At 71.9% G+C, this 26330-nt stretch carries 17 protein-coding genes; 11 read left to right on the forward strand and 6 right to left on the reverse strand.

The window, feature by feature from the left end; genetic code table 11:
• Positions 1-2: 2 nt before the first annotated feature.
• The 3 genes from ACIBBB_RS10205 (at position 3) to ACIBBB_RS10215 (ending at position 3666) form a co-directional block, all read left to right on the forward strand.
• Complete coding sequence (locus ACIBBB_RS10205) at positions 3-1409, forward strand: FGGY family carbohydrate kinase (protein WP_398980545.1); 1407 nt, start codon at positions 3-5, stop codon at positions 1407-1409.
• Between the two features lie 408 nt (positions 1410-1817).
• Positions 1818-2930 carry a glycerophosphodiester phosphodiesterase family protein gene (locus ACIBBB_RS10210; RefSeq protein WP_398980546.1) on the forward strand — a complete coding sequence of 371 codons (1113 nt, stop codon included), beginning with the start codon at positions 1818-1820 and terminating at the stop codon, positions 2928-2930.
• Positions 2931-3021: 91 nt separating this feature from the next.
• Positions 3022-3666 carry a superoxide dismutase gene (locus tag ACIBBB_RS10215; protein ID WP_398980547.1) on the forward strand — a complete coding sequence of 215 codons (645 nt, stop codon included), beginning with the start codon at positions 3022-3024 and terminating at the stop codon, positions 3664-3666.
• A 205-nt stretch (positions 3667-3871) separates the two neighbouring features.
• Here ACIBBB_RS10215 and ACIBBB_RS10220 read toward each other — a convergent pair whose 3' ends face one another.
• Positions 3872-4510 carry a DsbA family protein gene (locus ACIBBB_RS10220; RefSeq protein ID WP_398980548.1) on the reverse strand — a complete coding sequence of 213 codons (639 nt, stop codon included), beginning with the start codon at positions 4508-4510 and terminating at the stop codon, positions 3872-3874.
• Between the two features lie 159 nt (positions 4511-4669).
• On the opposite strand from ACIBBB_RS10220, the gene pepN (ACIBBB_RS10225) reads away from it, so the two are divergent.
• The 4 genes from pepN (ACIBBB_RS10225) (at position 4670) to ACIBBB_RS10240 (ending at position 13303) form a co-directional block, all read left to right on the forward strand.
• Positions 4670-7312: an aminopeptidase N gene (gene pepN, locus ACIBBB_RS10225; protein WP_398980549.1), complete on the forward strand. Its 2643-nt coding sequence runs from the start codon at positions 4670-4672 to the stop codon at positions 7310-7312.
• Between the two features lie 151 nt (positions 7313-7463).
• Positions 7464-8555 carry a hypothetical protein gene (locus ACIBBB_RS10230; RefSeq protein WP_398980550.1) on the forward strand — a complete coding sequence of 364 codons (1092 nt, stop codon included), beginning with the start codon at positions 7464-7466 and terminating at the stop codon, positions 8553-8555.
• 195 nt (positions 8556-8750) lie between these two features.
• Positions 8751-12059 (forward strand): S8 family serine peptidase, encoded by a 3309-nt coding sequence (locus tag ACIBBB_RS10235; RefSeq protein WP_398980551.1) that lies wholly within the window; start codon positions 8751-8753, stop codon positions 12057-12059.
• Positions 12060-12274: 215 nt separating this feature from the next.
• The gene (locus tag ACIBBB_RS10240) at positions 12275-13303 is read left to right on the forward strand and encodes an aspartate-semialdehyde dehydrogenase (protein ID WP_398980552.1); all 1029 of its coding nucleotides are present in this window, start codon (positions 12275-12277) and stop codon (positions 13301-13303) included.
• A gap of 90 nt (positions 13304-13393) precedes the next feature.
• Here the strand turns inward: ACIBBB_RS10240 and ACIBBB_RS10245 are convergent, their stop codons facing one another.
• A complete protein-coding gene (locus ACIBBB_RS10245) occupies positions 13394-13891 on the reverse strand; it encodes a DUF1203 domain-containing protein (RefSeq protein WP_398980553.1) in 498 nt (165 codons plus the stop codon).
• 147 nt (positions 13892-14038) lie between these two features.
• Here ACIBBB_RS10245 and pepN (ACIBBB_RS10250) point away from each other — a divergent pair, with 147 nt between their 5' ends.
• On the forward strand, positions 14039-16609 hold the full coding sequence (pepN, locus tag ACIBBB_RS10250; protein WP_398980554.1) for an aminopeptidase N: 2571 nt from the start codon (positions 14039-14041) through the stop codon (positions 16607-16609).
• A gap of 159 nt (positions 16610-16768) precedes the next feature.
• Here the strand turns inward: pepN (ACIBBB_RS10250) and ACIBBB_RS10255 are convergent, their stop codons facing one another.
• The 3 genes from ACIBBB_RS10255 to ACIBBB_RS10265 are packed head-to-tail and all read right to left on the reverse strand — an operon-like array spanning position 16769 to position 19514.
• A complete protein-coding gene (locus ACIBBB_RS10255) occupies positions 16769-17005 on the reverse strand; it encodes a hypothetical protein (protein WP_398980555.1) in 237 nt (78 codons plus the stop codon).
• Between the two features lie 58 nt (positions 17006-17063).
• The gene (malQ, locus tag ACIBBB_RS10260; RefSeq protein WP_398980556.1) at positions 17064-19259 is read right to left on the reverse strand and encodes a 4-alpha-glucanotransferase; all 2196 of its coding nucleotides are present in this window, start codon (positions 19257-19259) and stop codon (positions 17064-17066) included.
• Positions 19260-19514: a hypothetical protein gene (locus ACIBBB_RS10265; RefSeq protein WP_398980557.1), complete on the reverse strand. Its 255-nt coding sequence runs from the start codon at positions 19512-19514 to the stop codon at positions 19260-19262.
• A 259-nt stretch (positions 19515-19773) separates the two neighbouring features.
• Here ACIBBB_RS10265 and ACIBBB_RS10270 point away from each other — a divergent pair, with 259 nt between their 5' ends.
• The gene (locus ACIBBB_RS10270; protein ID WP_398980559.1) at positions 19774-22803 is read left to right on the forward strand and encodes a beta-N-acetylglucosaminidase domain-containing protein; all 3030 of its coding nucleotides are present in this window, start codon (positions 19774-19776) and stop codon (positions 22801-22803) included.
• Positions 22804-22887: 84 nt separating this feature from the next.
• On the opposite strand, the gene ACIBBB_RS10275 is transcribed toward ACIBBB_RS10270, so the two are convergent.
• Positions 22888-23424: an HNH endonuclease gene (locus tag ACIBBB_RS10275; protein WP_382564395.1), complete on the reverse strand. Its 537-nt coding sequence runs from the start codon at positions 23422-23424 to the stop codon at positions 22888-22890.
• Positions 23425-23714: 290 nt separating this feature from the next.
• On the opposite strand from ACIBBB_RS10275, the gene ACIBBB_RS10280 reads away from it, so the two are divergent.
• Together ACIBBB_RS10280 and ACIBBB_RS10285 are read left to right on the forward strand one after the other, a co-directional pair.
• Complete coding sequence (locus tag ACIBBB_RS10280) at positions 23715-24791, forward strand: mechanosensitive ion channel family protein (RefSeq protein WP_398980560.1); 1077 nt, start codon at positions 23715-23717, stop codon at positions 24789-24791.
• Between the two features lie 342 nt (positions 24792-25133).
• Positions 25134-26300, forward strand: coding sequence for an ROK family protein (locus tag ACIBBB_RS10285; RefSeq protein WP_398980777.1), 1167 nt, complete (start codon positions 25134-25136; stop codon positions 26298-26300).
• Positions 26301-26330: the final 30 nt, after the last annotated feature.

The following is a 26330-nucleotide window of genomic DNA, read 5'->3' on the forward strand; positions in this document are numbered from 1 at the left end:
TGATGTACGTCGGTATCGATGTCGGCACGTCCACGGTGAAGGCCGCGGCCTTCGACGACGGGGGCAACGCGCTGGCCGTCGAGTCCCGCCCGGTGCGCCTGGACATCCGCGGCGGCCATGTCGAGCAGGACATGGAGGAGTTGTACGACGCGGTCGTCGACGCCCTCGGTACGCTCACCGCCGCCCTGCCCGAGCCGGTCGAGCTGGCCGGGCTCACCGGCCAGGGCGACGGGGTCTGGCTGGTCGACGCCGAGGGGCGCCCGGTGCGGCCCGCGATCTCCTGGATGGACGGCAGGGCCCATGAGTTCGTGGACGCGTGGCTGGCGTCCGGGGTCTTCGATTCGGTGTTCCGGCGCAGCGGCAGCGCGATGTTCCCCGGCTGCCCGGGGCCCGTGCTGGCCTGGCTCGACCGTCACGAGCCGGCGGCGCTGGAAGCCGCGGAAACGGCGCTGTACTGCAAGGACATGGTCTTCCAGCGGCTGACGGGGGTGCGGGCGACGGATGTCTCGGACGCGTCGATGCCGTTCCTGGACCCGAGGACGCGCGCGTACTCCGGCGATGTGCTGGCCGAGTTGGGGCTCACGCACCGGGCTCCGCTGCTGGCGCCGGTCAGCGATCCGGTCGCCATCGGTGAACTGCCGTCGGGCGTACGGATCGCCAACGGGCCCTACGACCTGCCGGCCAGCGCGCTGGGTGCGGGGGTCACGGAGCCGGGGGACGGGCTGCTCATCATCGGCACCTGCCTGGCCTCGCTCGTCGCGACGGACACGCTCGACCTGGACGGTGAGCCGGGCGGGCTGCACATCTCGACGGACCGGCCGGGGCACTGGCTGCGCGCGATGCCCGCGATGGTCGGGACGGCCGCGCTGGACTGGGTCCTGACGACGACCGGCACGGACCACGCGGAGGTGGACGCGCTGCTCGACGCGGTGGAGCCGGGTGCGGGAGGCGTCCGGGTGCTGCCGTACTTCGCCCCGTCGGGCGAACGCGCGCCGTTCGTGGACCCGGCGCTGCGTGCCGAACTGACGGGCGTCTCACTGGAGTCGACGCCGGCCGATCTGATCCGGGCCACCTGCGAGGGCATCGCCTACGCCGCCCGCCACTGCCTGGAGGCGGCGGGCCTGACGGGCACCCTGGCGGTCTGCGGCGGCGGCACCCGGAGCCCCGCGTGGACGCGGCTGTTCGCCGATGTGCTGGGCAGGCCGCTGCGGATCGTGGAGGGCGAGGTGGGCGCGCGCGGCGCGGTGATCGCCTCGGCGGCGCGGCACGGGGTGGCGCTGGACGTGGCCCGGTGGACGGCCCCGACGGCGGTGATCGAACCGGACCCGGCGCGGGCGGCGTACTACGCGAAGGGATACGAGGACCACCTGTCGCGCCTGACGGCGGCGCGTGGACGCCACGGTACGTAGTGGGACCCCGGGCCGTGGCCGAGGCGCGGCGGCGTGAGCGGGGCCGGCGTCGCGCTCTTCGCCGTCGCGGTGGGGCTGCGGGCGCTGCCGTACCACACGTGGTGCCGGCGAGCGCGGTGGCGGTGGGGATCGGGCTGCCGTACGCGCGCGGGGCCGGGGCGCGGCGGCGTGAGCGGGGGCGGAGGCCACCGCCGTACGCACGGCCACGCCGTACGTACGCGGCGCGCGGTCCCGCGCCGTCCGGCCGGGCCACCGGTGAACCCCCGGCGGCCACCCGCCGTACAGACGGTGAATCCGCCGCGTACCGCGCCGACTCGGCCTCGGTGGATGCCTATCGTGCTGCCGCCGTCCCCCCCCCGCTTTTCGCCAACCGTCCGCCGATACACGAGCCTTACGAGGGAGACCCGTATGTCCGCACAGCCCAGACGCCGCTCCATACTGCTCGCGGCCGGCGCCGCTACCGCCGCGACCGCCGTCCCCGCGCTGCCCGCCGCCGCGGCCGGTGCCACGGAGCACGACCGGCGGCCCGGGGGCTCCGGGCGGCCGGTGGTCATCGGGCACCGGGGCGCCGCCGGGTGGCGGCCCGAGCACACCGCGGCGGCGTACACCTACGCCGTGCGGACCGGTGCCGACTGGATCGAGCCCGATCTCGTGCCGACCAAGGACCACGTCCTGGTCGTGCGGCACGAGAACGAGATCTCGCAGACGACGGACATCGCGAAGCACCCCGAGTTCGCGGACCGGCGTACGACGAAGACGGTCGACGGGCGGCCGGTGACCGGCTGGTTCACGGAGGACTTCACGCTGGCCGAGCTGAAGACCCTGCGGGCCGTCGAGAGGCTGCCGCTGATCCGGAACCGCAACACCGTCTTCGACGGCCGCGAGCCGGTGATGACCTTCGAGGAGGTCGTGAAGCTGGCCCGTGAGCTGTCCCGGCTCCACCGCCGCCGGATCGCCGTCTTCCCGGAGACCAAGCACCCCACGTACTTCCGCTCCATCGGGCTGCCCCTGGAGCCGGCGCTGGCGCGGATCGTGCGGCGCCACCGGCTGGACGCCGACGAGTGCGTGGTCCAGTCGTTCGAGCCCAGCAGCCTCGCCGCGTTCGCCGACGAGCGGCTGCGGCTGCCGCTCTGGCAGGCGCTGGGCACGACGGGCGCGCCGTACGACCTGGTCGCGGCGGGTGACCCCACGACGTACAAGGACATGATGGCGCCGGAGGGACTGCGGAAGATCGCGCGGTACGCGGACTGGATCGGCCCGGACAAGTCGTCCGTGGTGGAGCCGTTCACCCTGCTGGCGGATGCGCACCGGGCGGGTCTGAAGGTGGGTGCGTACACCTTCCGCGCGGAGAACCAGTACCTGCCCGCGCAGTTCCGGCGCGGCGCGAATCCCAACGAGTTCGGTGACGCCTTCGCCGAGTACGCGCTGCACTTCGGGCGTGGTGTGGACGCGGTGGTGACGGACTACCCGGACATCGCGGCGATGGCGCGGGACGCGGCGGCGGCGGACACCAGCCGATAGGCCCAGGACCGGCGCCTGATCAACATGGAGCCCTCTTGCTGTTAGCGTGCAACTGCATAAGATGTGCAATAAGCAGCAGGAGGGCTCGCCCATGGCCATCTACACACTCCCCGAACTCCCCTACGACTACGCGGCGCTCGAACCGGTCATCAACCCGCAGATCATCGAGCTCCACCACGACAAGCACCACGCCGCGTACGTGAAGGGGGCGAACGACACCCTGGAGCAGCTGGACGAGGCACGTGGCAAGGAGTCCTGGGGCGCGATCAACGGTCTCCAGAAGAGCCTCGCGTTCCATCTCTCCGGCCATGTCCTCCACTCGATCTACTGGCACAACATGACGGGCGACAACGGCGGCGGCGAGCCGCTGGCGGCCGACGGTGTCGGCGACCTCGCCGACGCGATCACCGAGTCGTTCGGCTCCTTCGCGGGATTCAAGGCCCAGCTGACGAAGGCCGCGGCGACGACGCAGGGCTCCGGCTGGGGCGTTCTGGCGTACGAGCCGCTCAGCGGCCGTCTGATCGTCGAGCAGGTCTACGACCACCAGGGCAACGTCGGGCAGGGGTCCGTGCCGGTCCTGGTCTTCGACGCCTGGGAGCACGCCTTCTACCTCCAGTACAAGAACCAGAAGGTGGACTTCATCGAGGCGATGTGGCGCGTCGTGAACTGGCAGGACGTGGCACGGCGTTACGCGGCGGCGAAGCAGCGTGACGACGTGCTGCTCCTTGCCCCCTGACGGGACCGACCGGCCCGCCACCCCAAGGCGTCCTGCTCGTGATCGTCTTCTCAGCCTTCACCTGCGGACGGAATGACGAAGGACCCCTGCGAGGACATGACTCGCGGGGGTCCTTCCACAGGTCACCCATCCGGTGCCGTCGAGCGATCGCGGCGCGCGCACGACGGCGCGGGCCGGGGACCTCGGACTCCGGCGAAGAGGCGGCTCAGTCGAAGATCGGGCCCTGCGTACGGGTGCGCTTGATCTCGTAGAAGCCGGGGATGGAGGCGACCATCAGCGTCCCGTCCCACAGCTTCGCGGCCTCCTCGCCCTTGGGCGCGGGGGTGACGACCGGGCCGAAGAACGCGATCTGCTCGCCGTCCGAGCCGGGCACCGCGATCACCGGGGTGCCGACCTCCTGGCCGACCTTGTCGATGCCCTCCTTATGGGAGGCGCGCAGCTCGGAGTCGTAGGTGTCCTTGTCGATGTAATCGATGAGGTCGGCCGGCAGACCGACGTCGGCCAGCGCCGCGGCGATGGTCTCGCGGCCGTTGCCCTCGGCGGCGTTGTGGAAGCGGGTACCGAGGGCGGTGTACAGCTTGCCGACCACCTCGTCGCCGTGCAGCTGCTGGGCGGCGATCACGACGCGGACCGGGCCCCAGGCGGCCTTCATACCCTCCCGGTACTGCTCCGGAAGCTCGTCGAGCTTCGACTCGTTCAGTACGGCCAGGCTCATCACATGCCAGCTGACCTCGACGTTCCTGACCTTCTCCACCTCAAGCATCCAGCGGGAGGTCATCCAGGCCCACGGACAGATCGGGTCGAACCAGAAGTCGACCGGCGTCTTGGCCTTCGTTTCGCTCATGGGCGTGTCTCTCCTCTAAAGAACGGCTGCGCTTCAGCGATGGGCAACGTACCGGCAACGCCGCCGGCCGCCGCCGGCATTCCCGGAGCACGTTCGTCAGGCACCCCGTGGGAGAATTCAAGCCGTTGCAGACAAAAACACGCACACGAAGGAGTGCCCGTGCCCGGTGAGAACCTGTCCCGCGACGAGGCCCGCGAGCGGGCCGAGCTGCTGTCCGTCGACCGGTACGAGGTCGCCCTCGACCTGCGCTCGGCGGTCGGTGAGGCGCCGGACGGAGTGCCGGGCGCCACGCCGGAGAACGGGGCGGGTGGCGACGGGGCGGGCGCGGCACGCACCTTCCGCTCGGTGACGACGATCCACTTCCGCTCCGCGCAGCCGGGTATCGCCATGTTCGCCGATCTGGTGGCGCCGAGCGTGACATCGGTGACGCTGAACGGGCGCCCCCTGGACCCGTCCGTCGTCTTCGACGGCTCGCGGGTCGCGCTGTTCGGGCTCGCCGCCGAGAACGTGCTGGTCGTGGACGCGCAGTGCGCGTACAGCCGTACGGGCGAGGGCATGCACCGCTTCGTCGACCCGGAGGACGGCGAGGTGTATCTGTACACGCAGTACGAACCCGCCGACGCGCGCCGTGTCTTCGCCACCTTCGAACAGCCCGATCTGAAGGCGCCGTTCAGCTTCGAGGTGACCGCGCCGGAGGGCTGGACTGTCTGGAGCAACGGTGAGGCGACGGGGTCCGCCGGCGGGGTGTGGACGTTCGCCGAGACCAAGCCGATCTCGACGTACATCACGGCCGTCGTGGCGGGGCCGTACCACCATGTCACCGATGTGTACCGGCGCGCGCTCCCGGACGGGTCCACGCTGGAGATCCCGCTCGGCGCGCTCTGCCGCAAGGGCCTCGCCCGGCACTTCGACGCCGACGACATCTTTCTGGTGACCAAGCAGGGCCTGGATTTCTTCCACGACAACTTCGACTACCCGTACCCCTTCGGGAAGTACGACCAGGCGTTCGTGCCGGAGTACAACATCGGTGCGATGGAGAATCCCGGCTGTGTGACCTTCCGCGAGGACTACGTCTTCCGGGGCAAGGTCACGCAGGCGTCGTACGAGCGCCGCGCGAACGTCATCCTGCACGAGATGGCGCACATGTGGTTCGGCGATCTCGTGACCATGCGCTGGTGGGACGACCTGTGGCTCAAGGAGTCGTTCGCCGACTTCATGGGAGCGCTCTCGCTGGCGGAGGCGACGCGCTTCACCAACGCGTGGGTCACCTTCGCCAACAACCGCAAGTCGTGGGCGTACCGCGCCGACCAGCTGCCGTCCACGCATCCGATCACGGCCGACATCCGTGATCTGGAGGACGCGAAGCTCAACTTCGACGGCATCACCTACGCCAAGGGCGCGTCGGTGCTGAGGCAACTCGTCGCGTACGTCGGGCGCGAGGCGTTCCTGGAGGGCGCCCGGCGCTACTTCAAGCGGCACGCGTACCGCAACACCACCCTCAGCGATCTGCTGTCCGTGCTGGAGGAGACATCGGGGCGCGACATGACGTCGTGGTCGCACTCCTGGCTGGAGACGGCGGGCGTCAACTCCCTCACCCCTGCGGTCACCTACGACGGCGCCGGCCATGTGACGGAGCTGGCCGTGCTCCAGGAGGCCGCCGCCTCGCACCCCGAACTTCGCCCGCACCGGGTGGCCGTGGGGCTGTACCGGCGCGAGAGCGTCGACGCGGAGCTGGTGCGATACGCGCGCGCCGAGGTGGACGTCGACGGGCCGCGTACGGTCGTCCCGGAGCTGGCCGGGGCCGAGCGGCCCGATCTGATCCTGGTCAACGACGACGACCTCACGTACTGCAAGATCCGTTTCGACGAGGGTTCGCTGGAGACGCTGCGCGAGCATCTCGGCGAGCTGACCGATCCGCTGGCGCGGGCGCTGTGCTGGTCGGCGCTGTGGAATCTGACGCGTGACGGGCTGATGCCCGCGCGGGACTTCATCGGTCTGGTACTGCGGTTCGCCGGGCGCGAGTCGGACATCGGCGTCCTCCAGATGCTGCACGCCTGGGCGCAGGGCGCGCTGATCCACTACGCGGCGCCGGGGTGGCGCGACGAGGGCGCGGGGGCGCTGGCGCAGGGCGCGCTGCGCGAGCTCCGGCAGGCCGTGCCGGGCAGCCAGCACCAGCTGACCTGGGCGCGGTTCTTCGCGTCGACGGCCAGCTCGGACGCCGATTTCCAGCTGCTCCAGAGCCTGTTGGGGAACACCGCGAAGATCGACGGCCTCGACGTCGACCAGGAGCTGCGGTGGAGCCTGCTGCGTCCGCTGGCCGCGCACGGACTTGCCGACGAGTCCGTGATCGCCGCGGAACTGGCGCGCGACGACACCGCGTCCGGCAGACGCCACCAGGTCCGCTGTCTGGCCGCGCGGCCGTCCCCGGAGGTCAAGGCGACCGCGTGGGCGGACGTCGTGGACTCGGACGCCTTGTCGAACGCGCTGGTCGAGGCGACGATCGCGGGCTTCGCGCAGCCGGGACAGCGATGGTTGACGGCGCCGTACGCGGAGAAGTACTTCGAGGTGATCGAACGGGTGTGGGCCGAGCGCTCGATCCAGATCGGCATGGACGTGGTGCGGGGTCTGTACCCGAGTCTGCAGGACCGGGAGGAGACGGTGCGCGACACGGACGCCTGGCTCACCGCGCACCCGGACGCGCCACCGGCCCTGCGCCGTCTGGTACTTGAGGCACGGGACGACCTGGCGCGCGCGCTGGCGGCCCAGGCGTGCGACGCGGCTTCGGGGCGGCTGTCGGGCTGAGCGGGGCGGCCGGGCGGGGGGCGGGCGTGTCGATGGGCGCCCCGCCTGATCGGCATTCGAACGTCCGTACTTTAGGACGAGCTTGTCCGGATTTGTCGACGGACTCGTAACAGCGGTTAGCGGGTGGGCCGTTCGCGGGGAAGCCCCGGACATGAACAACTCCTCCACCTCCTGCGGCGGCGAAACCTCCCCGCTATTCCCCCGCCCCCTCAGCCACCTCACCGGCGCGCAGCGGCGTGTCCTGTCCGCCGCGCAGTTGCGCGAGCACGGCGTCAGCGCGGCCCGCGCCGCCGCGCGCTGCGGGCCCGGGGGTCCCTGGCAGCAGTTCCTGCCGGGGGTGTTCCTGCTCCACCAGGGCCCGCCGACGAGCGAGGAGCGCCTGCGCGGTGCCCTGTTGTACGCGGAGCGCCGACCGGCCTCCGGAGCGGCACGCGGGGAGGTCCCGGCCCAGCCCGCGGACCGGCCGGCCGGCGCCCGACCCTCCCGTGACACCGCGATGATCACCGGCCTGGCCGCCCTCACCCTGCACGGCTTCTCGTCGGCCCCCGCGCTGACCGCGCTGGACCACATCGACGTACTCCTCCCGCGTACCCGCCGACTGCGCTCCACGGGGTGCGTCCGTATCGTCCGCGCGCACGCGCTGCCCGCCGCCGAACAGGTCACCGGCCTCCCCGTGGCGCCCGTCGCCCGCGCCCTGGCCGACGCGGTCGCCGGGCTCACCGACCCGGCGGCCGTACGCCGGATGCTGACCGAGGCCGTGCGGTACGGGCACTGCGAACCCGCCGCCGTCGTAAGGGAGTTGAGTCAGGCCCGGCTGCTGTCCCGGCCGCATGTCGTGGACGCCGTCGAGTCGCTGCTCGCCGCCGGCCGCGCGCTCGCCGAGGGCCGCCTCTACGAGATGGTGCGCGCGCACGGGCTCCCCGAGCCGGTCTGGAACGTCGACCTGCGGCTTCCGGGCGGCCCCCATCTCGGCGGCCTCGACGCCTACTGGCCCGACCACGCGGTGGCGGTCGAACTGGACACACGGGCGCCGCGCCACGGCAGGACGCCGGAGGACGAGGCCGAGTGGTCCGAGTGCGCGCGCAAGCGCGAACACCTGGAGCGGCTCGGCATCACGGTCGTCCATCTGACGCCCCGGAAGCTGCGCGATTCGCTGGAGTTGCAGGCGACGGTGGTCCGGACGGCCCTGCTCGCCTCGGCCGACCGCGAGCCCCCGGCGCGCGTGATCGTGCTGCCGAGGTGAGGTCACGGGAGGAGAGCGGGCGGAAGGAGGCCCGGATATCAGGTGGTTGGTCCTCGATGGCGGAGCCGGTCCGGTGGCGGATGTACGCCACCGCCGGTTCCCAGCACTGACAGCTCTCCACAAACCCTGGTCATTTACGCAAAGCTGAGCGGTCATCCGGTACCGAATTCCGGACTGTCTCTTTCACAACCAGGGATGCTGATGACCTCCGAATCCGAGAGCTCCATATCCGGTCCGAGACGCGTGGCTCGGGTCGCCGCCGCCACGGGCCTCGCGGCCGCGCTGATAGCCGGCGGCGCGCTGCCTGTCTTCGCCGCTCCGGCCGCCGACGACCCGGCCGCCTCCGTACCTGTGAAACCTGCCAAGTCCGCCTCCGAGAAGCTCGGTTCGGCCGACGTCGACCTCCTCGACAAGGCCGTCGCCGAGGGCGAGAAGAACGTCACCGTCATGGTGGCCACGGCACCGGGCCAGACCGAGCAGGTCTCCGGCCAGCTCGACGCCGTGTCCGGCGCGGTGGTCGGCAAGACGTACGACCAGCTCGGTTACGTACGGGCCACCCTGCCCACCGGCAAGGCCGAGGCCGCGCTCAAGGCGGCCGGGAAGCTCTCCTCCGTCCACGGCATCGACCTCAAGCACGAGATCGAGCTGGACGACCCGACGCCCGCCGCCGACACGGTGAAGGGCGCCGCGAAGGCCGAGGGCGCCAGGGCCGCGGCCGCGCCCGGCGCGAACACCCCGGCGAAGAACCCGTACAACCCGTCCTTCGAGACCGGTGCGGTGGACTTCGTCAAGCAGAACCCGAAGGCCGACGGCCGCGGGGTCACCATCGGCATCCTGGACTCCGGCATCGACCTGGGCCACCCGGCGCTGCAGAAGACCAGCACCGGCGAGCGCAAGATCGTCGACTGGGTCACGGCGACGGACCCGGTCTCCGACGGTGACGGCACCTGGCGTCAGATGCAGTTCGACGTCAAGGGCCCGTCGTTCACGGTCAACAACCGCACGTACTCGGCCCCCGCCGGGAACTACAAGTTCAACCTGTTCGCCGAGTCCGCCACGCGCGGCGGCGACATGGCCGGGGACCTGAACCGCGACGGCGACACGACCGACGTGTGGGCGATGCTGTACGACGCGGGCACCCGCACCGTACGTGTCGACCTCGACAACGACGCCAAGTTCGGCAATGACAAGATCATGAAGCCGTACAGGAACGGCTTCCAGATCGGCTACTTCGGCGAGGACGACCCGAAGACCGAGATCGTCGAGCGCATCCCGTTCGTCGTCGAGGTCCGCGAGGACGTCGTCTACAACTCTGCGGGCGCCAGGGCCGACTACGTCAACATCGGCGTCATCGAGGGCTCGCACGGCACCCACGTGGCCGGTATCACCGCGGCCAACAGCCTGTTCGGCGGCAAGATGAACGGCGCGGCGCCCGGCGCCCAGCTGGTCTCCTCGCGCGCCTGCACCTGGAGCGGCGGCTGCACCAACATCGCCCTGACCGAGGGGATGGCCGACCTCGTCATCGAGCGCGGCGTGGACATCGTCAACATGTCCATCGGCGGACTGCCCGGTCTCAACGACGGCAACAACGCGCGGGCCGAACTCTACAACCGGCTAATCGACACCTACGGCGTCCAGCTCGTGATCTCCGCGGGCAACGACGGTCCGGGCACCAACACCATCAGCGACCCGGCTGTCGCGGACAAGGTCATCTCGGTCGGCGCCTCGATCTCCAAGGAGACGTGGGCGGCGAACTACGGCTCGGTCACCACGACCGACTACGACATGATGCCGTTCTCCGCCCGCGGTCCGCGTGAGGACGGTGGCTTCGCGCCGATCATCTCGGCCCCCGGTGCCGCCATCAACACCACGCAGACCTGGTACCCCGGCGGCCCCGTCGCCGAGGCCGGCTACCAGCTGCCGCCCGGCTACTCGATGCTCCAGGGCACCTCGATGGCCTCGCCGCAGGCGACCGGCGCGAGCGCGCTGCTGCTCTCGGCGGCCAAGCAGGAGGGGATCGAGCTGACCCCCGCGAAGCTGCGGACGGCGCTCACCTCCACCGCCACCAAGATCGCCGGCAAGAAGGCGCACGAGCAGGGCGCGGGCCTCATCGACGTCGTCGGCGCGTGGGACGCGATCCAGGACGGTGCGAAGGCCAACGAGTACAGCGTCAAGGCCCCGGTCGACACCTCGATCGACTTCGCGCTGAAGACCCCGGGCTTCGGCACCGGTGTCTACGACCGTGAGGGCGGCCTCCAGGCCGGCAAGAGCCGGACGTACGACGTCACCGTCACCCGCACCACCGGTCCCAAGCGCCTGGTGGAGCACCAGCTCAACTGGAAGTACAACGACGGCACCTTCAGGCTGCTGAGTGGCAAGAACGTCAAGCTGCCGTTCAACAAGCCGGTCACTGTCACCGTCCAGGCCAAGCCCGACCAGGCCGGCACGCACAGCGCCATCCTCGAACTGGACGACCGTTCCAGCACCGGTGTGGACAAGCAGATCCTCACCACCGTGGTCGTCTCCAAGAAGCTGGCGAAGCCCGCCTTCACGTACTCGTCGCTGGGCTCGGTCGAGCGCAACGGCACCGAGTCGTACTTCGTCACCGTCCCCGAGGGCGCCAAGACCCTTGAGGTCGCGCTCGGCGGACTCGCCGAGGGCAGCCAGACCCGCTTCATCAGCCTCCACCCGCAGGGTGTGCAGATGGAGGACAGCTCGACGATCTTCTGCTACCCGAACTACGCGAACCCGGCCAACACCTGCCGTCCGGACCTGCGTTCGTACGCGGACCCGACGCCGGGCGTCTGGGAGATCGAGGTCGAGTCGCGTCGTACGTCGCCGCTGCTGAACAACCCGTACAAGCTGGACGTCACCGTGCTGGGGGCCGCGTTCGACCCGGCGGTCACCACGCTCCCCGAGGCCAAGATCGGTACGCCGACCCCGGTCGAGTGGACCGTCACCAACGGGTTCGCCGCCATCGACGGCAAGCTCGCGGGCGGCTCGCTCGGCTCGGCGAAGGTCGACCGGCCTTCGATCGGGCAGAACGAGGAGAAGGAGACGACCGTCACCATCGGTGCGGGCGTCGAGCGGCTCGATGTGGCCATCGGCGGCGTCTCGGACACCTCGGCGGACCTGGACCTCGCGGTCTTCAGGGACGGCGTACTGGTCGGGCAGGCCGCCGACGGTGACTCCGAGGAGGCCGTGAGCCTGGTCAAGCCCTCAGCCGGTGAGTACACCTTCGTGGTGGCCGGCTACTCGGTCCCGGCCGGGACCACCGAGTACGACTACCGCGACGTCTTCTACTCGGCGTCGCTCGGCGAGGTCACGGTCGGCGACGCTCCGGTGAAGCTCGCCAACGGCGCGTCGGCGGAGGTTTCCGCCGAGGTGACGGTGGCGGGCGCGGCTCCGGAGGGCCGGCAGTTCTTCGGCGAGGTCCAGCTGCTGAACGCGCGCGGTACGGCCGCGGGCACCGGCAGTGTCGTGATCGAGAAGGTCCTGCCGTAGCGGCCGGTCCGGCTGATACGTAAGGAGGGGGCGGGCGTCCTGGCGGGCGCCCGCCCCTTACGTGTGCCCCTGGCGGCTGTCCGTCCCGTGCCCCCGTTGGGGTGTGACGGACACCGCACCCGTCCCGACCAGCGGAATGGATTGGACAAGGCGGGCTCGGGGAGACGCATCATGGACGCGGCACCCGGGCCGCGTGTACGTACGGAGGAGTCCCTGTGAAGGTCGGAATCGTCGGAGCCACCGGTCAGGTCGGCACAGTCATGCGCACCATCCTGGCCGAGCGGAACTTCCCGGCCGACGAGCTGCGGCTGTTCGCCTCCGCCCGCTCCGCGGGCTCCACCATCGAGTGGCGGGGCGAGCCGGTCACCGTCGAGGACGCGTCGACCGCCGACTACACCGGCCTGGACATCGTGCTCTTCTCCGCGGGCGGCGCCACGTCCAAGGCGCTCGCCGAGAAGGTGGCGTCACAGGGCCCCGTGGTGATCGACAACTCGTCCGCCTGGCGGCGCCACCCCGAGGTGCCGCTGGTGGTCTCCGAGGTCAACCCGCACGCGATCGCCGACCGCCCCAAGGGCATCATCGCCAACCCGAACTGCACCACGATGGCCGCGATGCCCGTGCTGCGCCCCCTGCACGACGAGGCGGGTCTCGTCGCGCTCGTCACCACCACCTACCAGGCCGTGTCCGGCTCCGGGCTCGCGGGCGTCGCCGAACTGCACGACCAGGCGCGCAAGGTCGTCGAGAACGCCGACCGGCTGACGTTCGACGGCGACGCCGTGGAATTCCCCGAGCCGGGCGTCTACAAGCGTCCGATCGCCTTCAACGTGCTGCCGCTCGCGGGCTCGATCGTGGACGACGGGTCCTTCGAGACGGACGAGGAGCAGAAGCTCCGCAACGAGTCCCGCAAGATCCTGGAGATCCCGGAGCTGAAGGTCTCCGGGACCTGTGTGCGGGTGCCGGTCTTCTCCGGGCACTCCCTCCAGGTCAACGCCCGCTTCGACCGTCCCATCAGCGTGGAGCGCGCGTACCAGCTGCTGAAGGACGCCCCCGGCGTCGAGCTGTCCGAGATCCCGACGCCGCTCCAGGCCGCGGGCAAGGACGCCTCCTACGTAGGACGCGTCCGCCGGGACGAGACGGTGGAGAACGGCCTGGCGCTGTTCGTGTCGAGCGACAACCTGCGCAAGGGCGCGGCGCTGAACGCGGTGCAGATCGCGGAGCTGGTCGCCGCCGAGCCGCGCGGCTGACACCGCCTCCCTACCGACCGCGACCGCCGGTCGAGAGTGAACCGTCCGGCGTACGGACCCCGGCCCCGGGGCCTGTACGCCGGACGGGCTTCAGCGGCGTACCTCGAAGTGGAAGCAGCCGAACTCCACCGCCCGGACATGGACGAGCGCCACCTCCGGGTCCGCGAAGGCCTCGGCGAACGCCTCGTCGAAGCCCTTGTCCGCCGCCTCGGGAATCTCCAGCAGCCGGCCGCCGACGATATGTCCCTCGGAGTCGTAACGGCGTACGGCGCGCAGCGCCCCGGACCTGGCGAAGGGGTAGCCGGCCGGGTCCGCCGCCGGTCCCTCGCACTCCTCGGCGTGGATGAAGACGGGCCCCTGCTCGTCGTAGGCGCCGGGCTCGGCCGAGGTCTCGGCCGCCCAGCGGCGCAGCGGCGCGTACGAGACGAGCGTGATCCGGTCGCCGACCGTGCTGGGCCGCAGACAGCAGCGCAGCGGCCGGCCGCCCCCGGTGTCGGTGAACGGAGTGCGGGCGGCTCCCGCGTCGTCGGTGTCGCGGAGTTCCTTCAGAACGGCGGACTCGATCGCCCGTGCGATGTGCTGTGTCATACGCCGAGCATCGCGCCCCCACACGGCGTTGACCGGCGGTTTCCGGACGTCGCGGTGCGGCCCGGGGGCTCGCGGTAACTGCCGGGCGGCGGACCGGGCGCCCATGGAAGGATGAGGCAAAACGTACCGATCCGAGGAGATGACCGGGTGCCTGGCACAAATCTGACCCGTGAAGAGGCGCAGCAGCGGGCGCGCCTCCTCACCGTTGACTCGTACGAGATCGACCTCGATCTCAGCGGCGCGCAGGAGGGCGGGACCTACCGTTCCGTCACGACCGTACGCTTCGAGAGCGCGGAGGCCGGGGCGGAGACCTTCATCGATCTGGTGGCGCCCGCCCTCCACCAGGTGGTGCTGAACGGCAAGCAGCTCGATGTCGCCTCGATCTTCCGGGACTCGCGCATCGCGCTGCACCATCTGCGGCAGGGCGCGAACGAGCTGACGGTGACCGCGGACTGCGAGTACACCAACACCGGTGAGGGTCTGCACCGGTTCGTCGACCCGGTCGACCAGCAGGCCTATCTGTACACGCAGTTCGAGGTGCCGGACGCGCGGCGCGTGTTCGCCTCGTTCGAGCAGCCGGACCTCAAGGCGACGTTCCGGTTCACGGTGACGGCCCCGGAGGGCTGGACCGTCGTCTCGAACTCCCCCACGCCGGAGCCCGAGTCGAACGTATGGCGCTTCGAGCCGACGCCGCGGATCTCGACGTACATCACGGCGCTGATCGTCGGCCCGTACCACTCGGTGCACAGCACGTACGAGAAGGACGGCCGGTCGGTGCCGCTCGGCGTCTACTGCCGGCCCTCGCTCGCCGAGTATCTGGACGCGGACGCGATCTTCGAGGTCACGCGGCTCGGCTTCGACTGGTTCCAGGAGAAATTCGACTACGCGTACCCGTTCGCCAAGTACGACCAGCTCTTCGTGCCCGAGTTCAACGCGGGCGCGATGGAGAACGCGGGCGCCGTCACCATCCGCGACCAGTACGTCTTCCGGTCGAAGGTGACGGACGCGGCGTACGAGACGCGTGCGGAGACGATCCTGCACGAGCTGGCGCACATGTGGTTCGGCGACCTGGTCACCATGGAGTGGTGGAACGACCTGTGGCTGAACGAGTCGTTCGCGACGTACACCTCGATCGCGTGCCTCGCGCACGCGCCGGACTCGCGGTGGCCGCAGTCGTGGACGACGTTCGCCAACTCCATGAAGACCTGGGCGTACCGGCAGGACCAGCTGCCGTCGACGCACCCGATCATGGCGGAGATCACGGACCTGGACGACGTGCTCGTCAACTTCGACGGGATCACGTACGCGAAGGGGGCGTCCGTCCTCAAGCAGCTCGTCGCGTATGTCGGTCAGGACGAGTTCTTCCGGGGCGTGCAGGCTTATTTCAAGGCGCACGCGTTCGGGAACACGCGCCTCTCGGATCTGCTGGGCGCGCTGGAGGAGACCTCCGGGCGTGATCTGAAGACCTGGTCGAAGGCGTGGCTGGAGACGGCCGGCATCAACATCCTGCGGCCGGAGATCGAGCTGGACGAGGCCGGGCACGTGGTCTCCCTCGCCGTGCGGCAGGAGGCGCCCGCGCTGCCGCCGGGCGCGAAGGGCACGGCGGTGCTGCGTCCGCACCGCATCGCGATCGGCTGCTACGACCTGACCGAGAACGGCAAGCTGGTCCGGAGCAGCCGGATCGAGCTGGACGTCGACGGCGAGCTGACACAGGTGCCGTTCCCCGAGAACACGCCCCGGCCGGCGGTCGTCCTGCTCAACGACGACGACCTGTCGTACGCGAAGGTCCGCCTCGACGAGGAGTCGCTGCGGGTCGTCACCGCGCACCTCGGGGACTTCACCGAGTCGCTGCCGCGCGCGCTGAGCTGGGCGTCCGCGTGGGACATGACGCGTGACGGCGAGCTCGCCACGCGCGACTACCTGGCGCTGGCGCTGTCGGGCATCGCCAAGGAGACGGACATCGGCGTCGTGCAGTCGCTGCACCGTCAGGTGAAGCTCGCGCTGGACCTGTACGCGGCACCGGAGTGGCGCGAGGCGGGGCTCTCGCAGTGGACGGAGGCGACGCTGGCGCACCTGCGGACGGCGGAGCCGGGCAGCGACCACCAGCTGGCCTGGGCGCGCGCGTTCGCCGCGACGGCCCGTACGCCGCAGCAACTGGATCTGCTCCAGGGGCTGTTGGACGGTTCGGAGTCGGTCGAAGGTCTGGCCGTGGACACCGAGCTGCGCTGGGCGTTCGTCCAGCGGCTGGCGGCGGTCGGGGTGTTCGACGAGGACGAGATCGCGGCGGAGTACGAGCGCGACCGCACCGCGGCGGGCGAGCGGCACGCGGCGTCGGCCCGCTCGGCGCGGCCGACGGCCGAGGCGAAGGCCGAGGCGTGGGCCTCGGTCGTGGAGTCCGACAAGCTGCCGAACGCGCTCCAGGAAGCGGTCATCGGCGGGTTCGTCCAGACCGACCAGCAGGAGCTGCTCGCGCCGTACGTGGAGAAGTACTTCGAGGCGGTCAAGGGCGTGTGGGACTCGCGCAGCCACGAGATGGCGCAGCAGATCGCGCTGGGGCTGTACCCCGCGCTCCAGGTCGCGCCGTCGACCCTGGAGGCGACCGACGCCTGGCTGGCCTCGGCATCCCCGAACGCGGCGCTGCGCCGCCTGATGTCGGAGTCCCGGGCGGGCGTGGACCGCGCGCTGCGCGCCCAGGCGGCGGACGCGGCGGCGGGGTGACGGGGCGATGAGGAGCGGGGCGGTCTCTTCGGGGGCCGCCCCCGGCTCCTGTCGCGTGGCGCGGCGGTGGCGGTGTGGCACATGGAGCGCACCGCGGCGCCGCACGGCACACCTGTGCCACGCGGCGCCTTCTTGAAAGAGGAAGGGGCGTCCGAGCTGTCAGACCCGGTGCTGCTTCTTGGACTTGTCGAGGACCATCACCAGGCCGGCGATCACCGCGAACGCCGCCAGCGGCGTCAGCACGTACAGGCCGAGGGTCTCCACGACGGTCAGGCCGGGGCCCGGGTCGTCGCCGTCGTCGCGGTTGGCGGCGAGCACGGGAGACGACATGAGCAGCATCATCAGCGTCGTTCCGGCCATGACAGCGCCGGCGCGCAGGGCGTTCTTCTTGTCCACGGTGCCAACGTAGCGAACGCGCGGGGCGCCCGCGCGCCCGGGGGTCCCGTACAAGCTGTCAATTCGTCACAGAGGGGCGCAATACGCTCATCAGGCCGTGCAACCGGGGCGAGGCGGCCAGCTCTTCCAGCGTCATGGGCCGGCCCTCGGCGTCGGCGACCGGCAGCCGCCAGTTCGGATACTGGTCCCAGGTCCCCGGCAGATTCTGCGGTCTGCGGTCGCCCACCGCGTCCGGCAGCCAGACACCGATCATGCGGGCCGGTGTGCGCAGCAGGAACCGGTGGACCGCGCGGATCTGTTCCTCCTCGTCTCCCCCGTCGGGCGGGAGCAGGCCGAGCCGGGTGAGGGTGCCGAGCCACTCGGCGACCTCCGCGGACTCCTCGCGCCGCTCCTCCTCCAGCGGGCGGCCGAGCAGCCCCAGCCGGTGCCGCAGCTCCACATGCTCGCCGGTGAGGCGCGCTGCGGTGGACGGCAGGTCGTGGGTGGTGGCGGTGGCGACGCAGTCCTCGCGCCAGCTCTCGGGGGCCAGCGGGCGGCCGGTGCCCTGCCAGTCCCGCTCGAACCAGAGCACGGACGTGCCGAGCACCCCGCGGCGGTGCAGTGCCTCCCGTACGCCGGGCTCGACCGTGCCGAGGTCCTCTCCTATGACGACGGCGCCCGCACGGTGCGCCTCCAGGACGAGGACGGCGAGCATCGCCTCGGCGTCGTAACGCACGTACGTGCCGCGCGTCGGGTCCGCGCCGGCGGGGACCCACCAGAGCCGGAACAGGCCCATCACATGGTCGATCCGCAGGGCGCCCGCGTGCGTCAGCAGTCCGCGGAGCAGTCCCCGGTACGGCGCGTACCCGGAGGCGGCGAGTACGTCGGGGCGCCAGGGCGGCAGCCCCCAGTCCTGGCCGTGCGCGTTGAAGGCGTCCGGCGGGGCGCCCACGGACATGCCCTCGGCGAAGGCGTCGCGCTGCGCCCAGGCGTCGGCGCCGTCGGGGTGCACGCCCACCGCGAGGTCGTGGACGATGCCGACGGCCATGCCCGCGTCGCGGGCGGCGCGGCCCGCCGCCGCGAGCTGTTCGTCGGTGAGCCAGGCCAGCCAGCTGTGGAAGTCGACGCGGTCGATCAGCTCGTGCCGTGCCCGGCCGGTCTCGGCGGAGCGGGGATCGCGCAGCCCGGACGGCCAGTCGTGCCACTGGGAGCCGTGCACCTCGGCGAGTGCGCACCAGGTGGCGTGGTCCTCCAGGGCCTGGCCCTGCTCGGCCAGGAAGTGGTGGTAGGCGGCCCGGCGGCCGGGGCCGAGCGGGACCTCGCGCACGATCTCCAGGGCCTCGCGCTTGAGCCGCCACACGGCGTCGCGGTCGATCAGCGCGTCCTTCTCCAGGACCGCGGCGCGCAGACCGGCGGCCTGCTCCAGCAGCCCGGCGAGGCGCCCGGTCCCCCGGCCGGTGACGTACGCGTACTCGGGGACGGCCTCGACCCGCAGATGGACGGGGTCGGGGAAGCGGCGCGAGGAGGGGCGGTACGGCGAGGGGTCGGTCGGGTCGCCGGGGACGGCGGCGTGCAATGGGTTGATCTGGACGAATCCGGCGCCCAGCTCCCGGCCGGACCAGGTGGCGAGCTCCGCGAGGTCACCGAGGTCGCCCATGCCCCAGGAGCGGCCGGACAGCAGGGAGTAGAGCTGGACGAGGAAGCCGTGCGTACGGGGCGGCGGCCGCGGCACGTCGCGTGGGGCGACGACGAGCACGGCGCCCGCCGTACGGCCGTCGGCGGCGACGGCGGCCAGCCGGTGCACCCCGAGCGGCAGACCGGGCCAGGAACGGCCCACGGGGGCCGTGAGGGGCGTTCTGCCGGCGACCGCACCGGGGGAGGGTTCCGACGCTTCCGGCGACGGCCACTCGACCGTGTCGCCCTGCTCCGTCTCGACCCGCAGGAACGTGCCCGGTGGCAGATCCGCCAGCGCCCGCGGAAGCGCGGGAGGCAGCACCGCCGCGGGGGAACCGGCGCCCGCCCCCGGCGTGTCCGAATCGGTCGTGGCGTTCTCCGGAGCGGTCCACACGACCACGGTGGGCGGCAGCAGGCGGCTCGCGGCGGCGGACTCGGCGCGGGTCAGCGCGTCCTGGACGGCCTCGTCCGTGGACGCGTCGACGCCCAGCGCGGCGAGCACCGCGACGACCGTCTCGTCGGGGACCGGGACGGCGACGTCGGGGCTGGGTGAGTGGACGGTGGCGACACCGTGCAGCGCCGCGAGCCTGGCCAGGCCCATTCAGACTCCTGAGAACTCCGTGCCACCGGCCGTACCGGGCGCGGTCGGCTCGCTGGTGAGGGGTGCGGCGTCGGCGAGCGGGGGCTCGCTCGTGAGGGGTGCGGCATCGGCGAGGGGAGGTTCGCTGGTGAGTGGGCCCGGCGTGTCGCTGGTCAGCGGTCCGGGGAGCGTGACGGCGAGGGGCTCCTCGTCGGTCGGGTCACCAGGAACCGCCTGTTTGGACAGGGCGGTGGGAAGCAACTGTGCGGCGGCCATGGCGGCGCCTCCAAAGACGGCTCGGACAACGGGACACAGCAGCCCTACCCAGTCGGCACGGCCACAGACGTACTGCTCCGGTTAACGTGCCCCGGCTCACGCTCCGTTCCCAGAGCGGCAGTTGATCCACCCTGCCTATCACAACCGGCAAAACGGTCACAACGGCCACGCGCATTGACACCTTCACCCCGGGGTGGTGGGCTCGACGCCGATCGGCCGGACGGACCGGAATTCGGGGAGCCACGAGGGGAGCAGGCGCGTGCAACTCGGGCGCAGAAGGCGGACGGCGACAGCCGTCACGGTGGCCGTGATCGGCGGACTCCTGGGCACGGCACCCGGCGCGACGGCGGCCCCCGCCGACCCCGGCTCCACGACGGCCACCACTCCCGACGGGGAGGCCGAGTCGGGCCTGCCCGCCGTCTGGCCCCGGCCCCAGTCGCTCAAGGCGGGCGGGAAAACCGTCACCCTCGGTGACGACGTCACCGTCGTCGCGCCCGAGGAGAGCGATCCGTACGCCGTCGAGGCTCTGAAGGACGCGCTGCGCGAGGCCGGGGTCCGTACGGTCCGTACGACAGCCCCGCCCGTATCCGGACGCCCCGCGCCCCCGCCTACCGGCGACGGCCCCGTCGTCCTCGCGGGCGGCAGCGGCGCCCGGACCGCCCTGAGGACCCTGCGGGCACGTGAGCGGACCGATCTGCCCTCCGGCGGCTACCGGATCGCCGTGGGCACCGTCGGAGGCCGCGAGACGATCGCGCTCGACGGGGTCGGCGACGACGGCCTCTTCCACGCCGCGCAGACCCTGCGCCAGCTGATCGTCGGCGGACCGGGCCGCGCCAAGGTCCCCGGCGTCCTCGTGCGCGACTGGCCGGGCACCGCCGTACGCGGAATGACCGAGGGCTTCTACGGTGACCCGTGGGGCCATCAGGAGCGGCTGTCGCAACTGGACTTCATGGGGCGGACGAAGCAGAACCGCTATCTCTACGCGCCGGGCGACGACGCCTTCCGCCAGGCGCGCTGGCGTGAGCCGTACCCCGCCGCGCAGCGGGCCGAGTTCCGCGACCTGGCCGAGCGCGCGCGGCGCAACCATGTGACGCTCGCCTGGGCCGTGGCTCCGGCCCAGGCCATGTGCATGTCGTCCAAGGACGACGTCAAGGCGCTCAACCGCAAGCTGGACGCGATGTGGGCGCTGGGTGTGCGCGCCTTCCAGCTCCAGTTCCAGGACGTCAGCTACAGCGAGTGGCACTGCGACGAGGACCGGGACACCTTCGGCTCGGGCCCCGGTGCCGCCGCGACGGCGCAGGCGCGCGTCGCGAACGCGGTGGCGGAGCACCTCGCGCGGCGGTATCCGGGCGGTGAGCCGCTGACCGTGATGCCGACGGAGTACTTCCAGGACGGGACCACCGAGTACCGCAGGGCCCTCGCCGACGGCCTCGACGGCCGAGTGCAGGTGGCGTGGACGGGCGTCGGTGTGGTGCCCCGCACCATCACCGGAAGTGAACTGGCCGGTGCGCGCGAAGCGTTCAAGCACCCGCTGGTGACGATGGACAACTACCCGGTCAACGACTACGAGCGGGGACGTATCTTCCTCGGCCCCTACACGGGCCGTGAGCCCGCCGTCGCCTCCGGCTCGGCCGCGCTGCTCGCCAACGCGATGGAACAGCCGTCCGCGTCACGTATCCCGCTGTTCACGGCCGCCGACTACGCCTGGAACCCGCGCGGCTACCAGCCGCAGGAGTCCTGGCAGGCGGCGATGGACGATCTCGCGGGCGACGACACCAGGGCGCGCGAGGCGATCGGCGCGCTCGCCGGGAACGACTCCTCCTCGATCCTGAGCCGGACGGAGTCGGCGTATCTCCGCCCTCTGTTGAAGGAGTTCTGGCGCACCCGTACGGGGGCCGGCGCCGCGGAGAACCCGAAGGCCAGGGACGCGGCGGCGAGCCGTCTGCGGGCCGCCTTCACCGTGATGCGGGAGACTCCGGAGCGCCTGTCCGGCACGGCCGACGGGCGGCTGGACGACGAAGTGCGGCCGTGGAGCGAGCAGTTGGCACGATACGGGCGGGCCGGTGAGCTGTCGGTCGACATGCTCCAGGCGCAGTCGCGGGGCGACGGAGACGCCGCCTGGCAGGCGTCGCTCAGCCTCGAACCGCTGCGGAAGGCGGCGGCGGAGAGCACCGTCACCGTCGGCGAGGGCGTCCTCGACCCGTTCCTGGACCGCGCGGCCAAGGAGTCGGCGTCCTGGACGGGCGCCGACCGCTCCGCCGGCCCGGAGGCGCGCGCCACCCGGAGCACCGACGCGTACACCGTGGGGGTCGGCCGCGCCCGCCCCGTGGGCGTGATCACGACCATGACGGAGCCGGGCACCGGCGACGGCGCCTCCGTGGAGGCGCACGTCCCGGGCGAGGGCTGGCGGAGGCTGGGGCCCGTGTCGCAGAGCGGCTGGACCCAGACCGACGCGAAGGGGCTGCGCGCCGACGCCGTACGGGTCACGTGGCCCCATGTGCCGGGTGCGACGACACCGTCGGTGCGGCGGGTCGTGCCGTGGTTCACCGACGAGCCGCGGGTCCGGCTGGAACTCGCCCGCGGTGTGGCGGACGCCGAGATCGGCGGGGAGGCCACGAGCGTCGAGGCGGAGCTGGAGGCACAGCGCCCCGGCCCGATCAGCGGCGCGCTGACGGCGAAGGCCCCGGACGGCATAAAGGTGACGGTGCCCGAGCGGGTGACCGTGCCGCGCGGCCTCCGTACGACGGTGCCGGTCCAGGTGACCGTCGCCGAGGGAACCCCGGCGGGTACCTACCGGGTGCCGCTGTCGTTCGGCGGTGAGGAGCGCACCCTGACGGTGCGGGCCTCGCCGCGTACGGGCGGGGCCGACCTCGTACGGACGCCGGGCGCGGTGCCCTCGTCGTCGGGCGACGAGACGCCCGCGTTCCCGGCCACCGCCGCGAGCGACGGCGACCCGGCCACCCGGTGGTCGTCCCCCGCGGAGGACGGCGCGTGGTGGCAGGTGGAGCTGGCGGAGCCGGTCCGGCTCGGCCAGGTGGTCCTGAACTGGCAGGACGCCTACGCGAGCGCCTACCGGATCCAGGTCTCGGCCGACGGGCGCTCGTGGCGCGACGCGACGCGCGTCGCGGACGGCCGGGGCGGACGCGAGTCGGTCCGCATGGACGCGAAGGACACCCGCTTCATCCGGATCCAGGGCGAGCGGCGGGCGACCCGCTTCGGCTACTCGCTGTGGTCGGTGGAGGCGTACGCGGTCACGGAGGCGACGCCGCCTCCGCCTCCGTCTTCGTAAGGAGGACGCGCCGCCGCGGCCCCGCAGGGGGCACGCAGGGGGCACGCAGGGGGCACGGGCCCCGGCACGACGAAGGCCCGGATCCTAGGCAGAAATGCCGTCGATCCGGGCCACCGCGTCCTCGGCGCCGAAGGGTTGCAGATACGGCATCCAGCGCGGATCCCGGTGTCCGGTCCCGATGATCCGCCAGGCGAGCCCCGACGGCGGCGCGGGCTGGTGGCGCAGTCTCCACCCCAGCTCCCGCAGGTGCCGGTCGGCCTTGACGTGGTTGCAGCGGCGGCAGGCGGCCACCACGTTGTCCCACACGTGTTTCCCGCCCCGGCTGCGCGGGATGACGTGGTCGACGCTGGTGGCGACGCTCCCGCAGTACATGCAGCGCCCGCCGTCCCTGGCGAACAGCGCACGACGGGTCAGGGGAACGGGCCCCCGGTAGGGGACCCGGACGAACCGTTTCAGCCGTACGACGCTGGGCGCGGGCAGCACCTGGGTCTCGCTGTGCAGGAAGGCGCCGGATTCCTCAAGGCAGATGGCCTTGTTCTCCAGAACGAGGACGAGCGCGCGACGGAGCGGTACGACGCCGAGCGGCTCGTACGACGCGTTGAGGACCAGGACATGTGGCACGGTGCCTCCTTGGTACGCCGGCGGCGCGTGGCTCGCGCCGGGACGATCTGTCTCAGTCTCTCCTCATGCCTGGTCGAAACGCCACCACGTCTTGGTAACGGGCTCGGAGTGTTTTCGCCCACACGCCCTCCGGTCCCCCTGACCTGGCGTGTCCCCGCCCCCGTACCTTCCTGCGACTTCGCCCGCCACCCGCGCGTGAGGAGTGTCTCTCCCTCCCGTACGGCAACGGAGGAGACGCGATGCCCCGTTAGTGTGGTTGGTCCCCGCCCGTGTTTGCAGGAGGTCCCGCCGTGTCCCCGTCCGCCCCGCCGGCCCCTGGCCCGACGCCCGAGCCCGCCACACTCGACGAGGCGGCGGACCGTGCCAACGAAGCCGCGGGCTGGGTGGAGCAGAACTGGTCCACCTGGCTGAGCATCGGCCTGCGCATCCTGCTGATCGTGGTGATCGCGCTCGTTCTGCGCCATGTGCTGCGGCGCACCATCACCAAGCTGATATCGCGGATGAACCGCAGCGCCACGGCCGTCGAGGGCACGGCCCTCGGGGGCCTCCTGGTGAACGCCGAGCGGCGTCGGCAGCGCTCCGAGGCCATCGGATCGGTGCTCCGCTCGGTGACGTCGTTCACGGTCCTCGGTACGGCGGCGCTGATGGCGCTCGGGGCGCTGAACATCAATCTGGCCCCGCTGCTGGCGTCGGCGGGTGTCGCCGGTGTGGCCCTGGGCTTCGGCGCGCGCAATCTCGTCACCGACTTCCTCTCCGGTGTCTTCATGATCCTGGAGGACCAGTACGGGGTGGGCGACACCATCGACGCGGGAGTCGCGTCCGGCGAGGTCATCGAGGTCGGGCTGCGGGTGACGAAGCTGCGCGGCGACGACGGCGAGATCTGGTACGTCCGCAACGGCGAGGTGAAGCGGATCGGCAACCTCAGCCAGGGCTGGGCCACGGCCGGTGTCGATGTGACGGTCCGGCCGACCGAGGACCTCGACAGGGTCCGCGACGTCATCACCGCGGTCGCGGAGAAGATGGCGAAGGAGGACCCCTGGGCCGAGCGGCTGTGGGGTCCGGTCGAGATCCTGGGACTGGACTCGGTGCTGCTCGAATCGATGACGGTGCGGGTGAGCGCGAAGACGATGCCGGGCAAGGCGCTGGGCGTGGAGCGCGAGCTGCGGTGGCGTATCAAGCAGGCGTTGGACGCGGCGGGCATCCAGATCGTCGGCGGACTGCCCCTGGTGGGCACGGAGGCGGCCCCGTCCGATCCGGCGGCCGGTGTGGCCGCGCCGTCGGCCCTGGCGAGCCCCACGTCGCCGCAGTCCCTCGCGGCGGCGCCGATAGCGCCGCAGCAGCCGCCCAACCCCAATCTGACCAAGTAGCGGGGCCCCGGAAGCTCCGAGAGCTTCTGGGAGGCTCCCGGAGCCCGTCGGCGCCCGTCAGCGCCCCGCCGGGGGCCCGCCGGGAAGCCGCCCGGCATCGACTCGAACGTCCGTCGCACACACGCCCCCGCAGGTAACGCTTTGGTTGCCTCGGGGGCGCCGGTCGTGAACGGGTATTGACTGCTCCCTGACGCCCGGCCTACTTTCCTCCCATCAAATAGGAAACTTTCCTAACAGTGTCGCGAAGAACGACACCGGGAGAGCAGTCGCCGAAGGGCAGGTGCACACGCCGTGAGCGATCCGTCCACGCCGTCCCCGGGCACACCACGCGTCCTGCGCGCGATGAACGACCGCGCCGCGCTGGACCTGCTGCTGGCGCACGGCACCCTCTCCCGTACCCGGATCGGCAAACTGACGGGTCTCTCCAAGCCGACCGCCTCCCAGCTGCTGGCCCGGCTGGAGGCGGCAGGTCTCGTCGTCGCCACCGGCACCACGGAGGGGCGTCCGGGCCCGAACGCGCAGCTGTACGCGGTCAACGCGGGCGCCGCCCACGCCGCCGGGCTCGATGTGAACCCGGAGCGCATCCTCGCCGCCGTCGCGGACATCACCGGCGCCACCGTCGGCCGGTTCGAACTGCCCACGCCGGGACGCCGCTCGGCCGACAGCGTGGTGACCCAGGTGACCGACGCGCTGGACGGCGCCGTGAAGGCCGCCGGTCTCGCACGCGCCGACGTGCACCGCGTCGTCATCGGTACGCCGGGCGCCTTCGACCCGTCCACCGGGCGGCTGCGGTACGCCTCGCACCTGCCCGGCTGGCACTCCCCCACGCTGCTCGGCGAACTGGCCGCCGCCCTGCCGATGCCCGTCGAGTACGAGAACGACGTGAATCTCGCGGCGGTCGCCGAACAGCGGCTGGGAGCGGCCCGCGGCCACGACGACTTCGTCCTTCTGTGGAACCAGGAAGGTCTGGGCGCCTCCCTGGTCATCGGCGGCCGGCTGCACCGGGGCTTCACCGGCGGCGCCGGCGAGGTCGGCTTCCTGCCGGTGCCCGGCACTCCCCTCGTACGCCAGGTGGTCAAGGCCAACAGCGGCGGCTTCCAGGAACTCGCGGGCGCCCAGTGCGTGCCGCGTCTCGCCCGCGGTCTCGGCATCGAGACGCCGGAGCAGCCGTACGCGTACGTCGCCGCCGGCCTCCTTACGAAGGCGGCGGCCGGACACGAGGACGACCCGCGGCTGGCCGAGCTGCTGCGGCTGTTCGCGCAGCGGCTCGCCACCGGTCTCGCGTCCGTGACCGCGGTGCTCGACCCCGAACTCATCGTCCTCGCCGGCGGGGTCACCACCGCCGGCGGAGAGCCCCTGCGCGCGCTCGTCCAGGCGGAACTCGCCGAACTGGCCGCCTCCAGACCCCGGCTGCTCATCGGTGAGGTGCAGCGGGACCCCGTGTTGCGAGGTGCGCTGGAGAGCGCCCTCGCGACCACCCGCGACGAGGTCTTCGACACCTCCCGCTGACTCCTCCGCCCGCGGCCCCCGAGCCCCCTC

It is taken from the genome of Streptomyces sp. NPDC051217 (genome assembly GCF_044455465.1).
GTDB lineage: Bacteria > Actinomycetota > Actinomycetes > Streptomycetales > Streptomycetaceae > Streptomyces.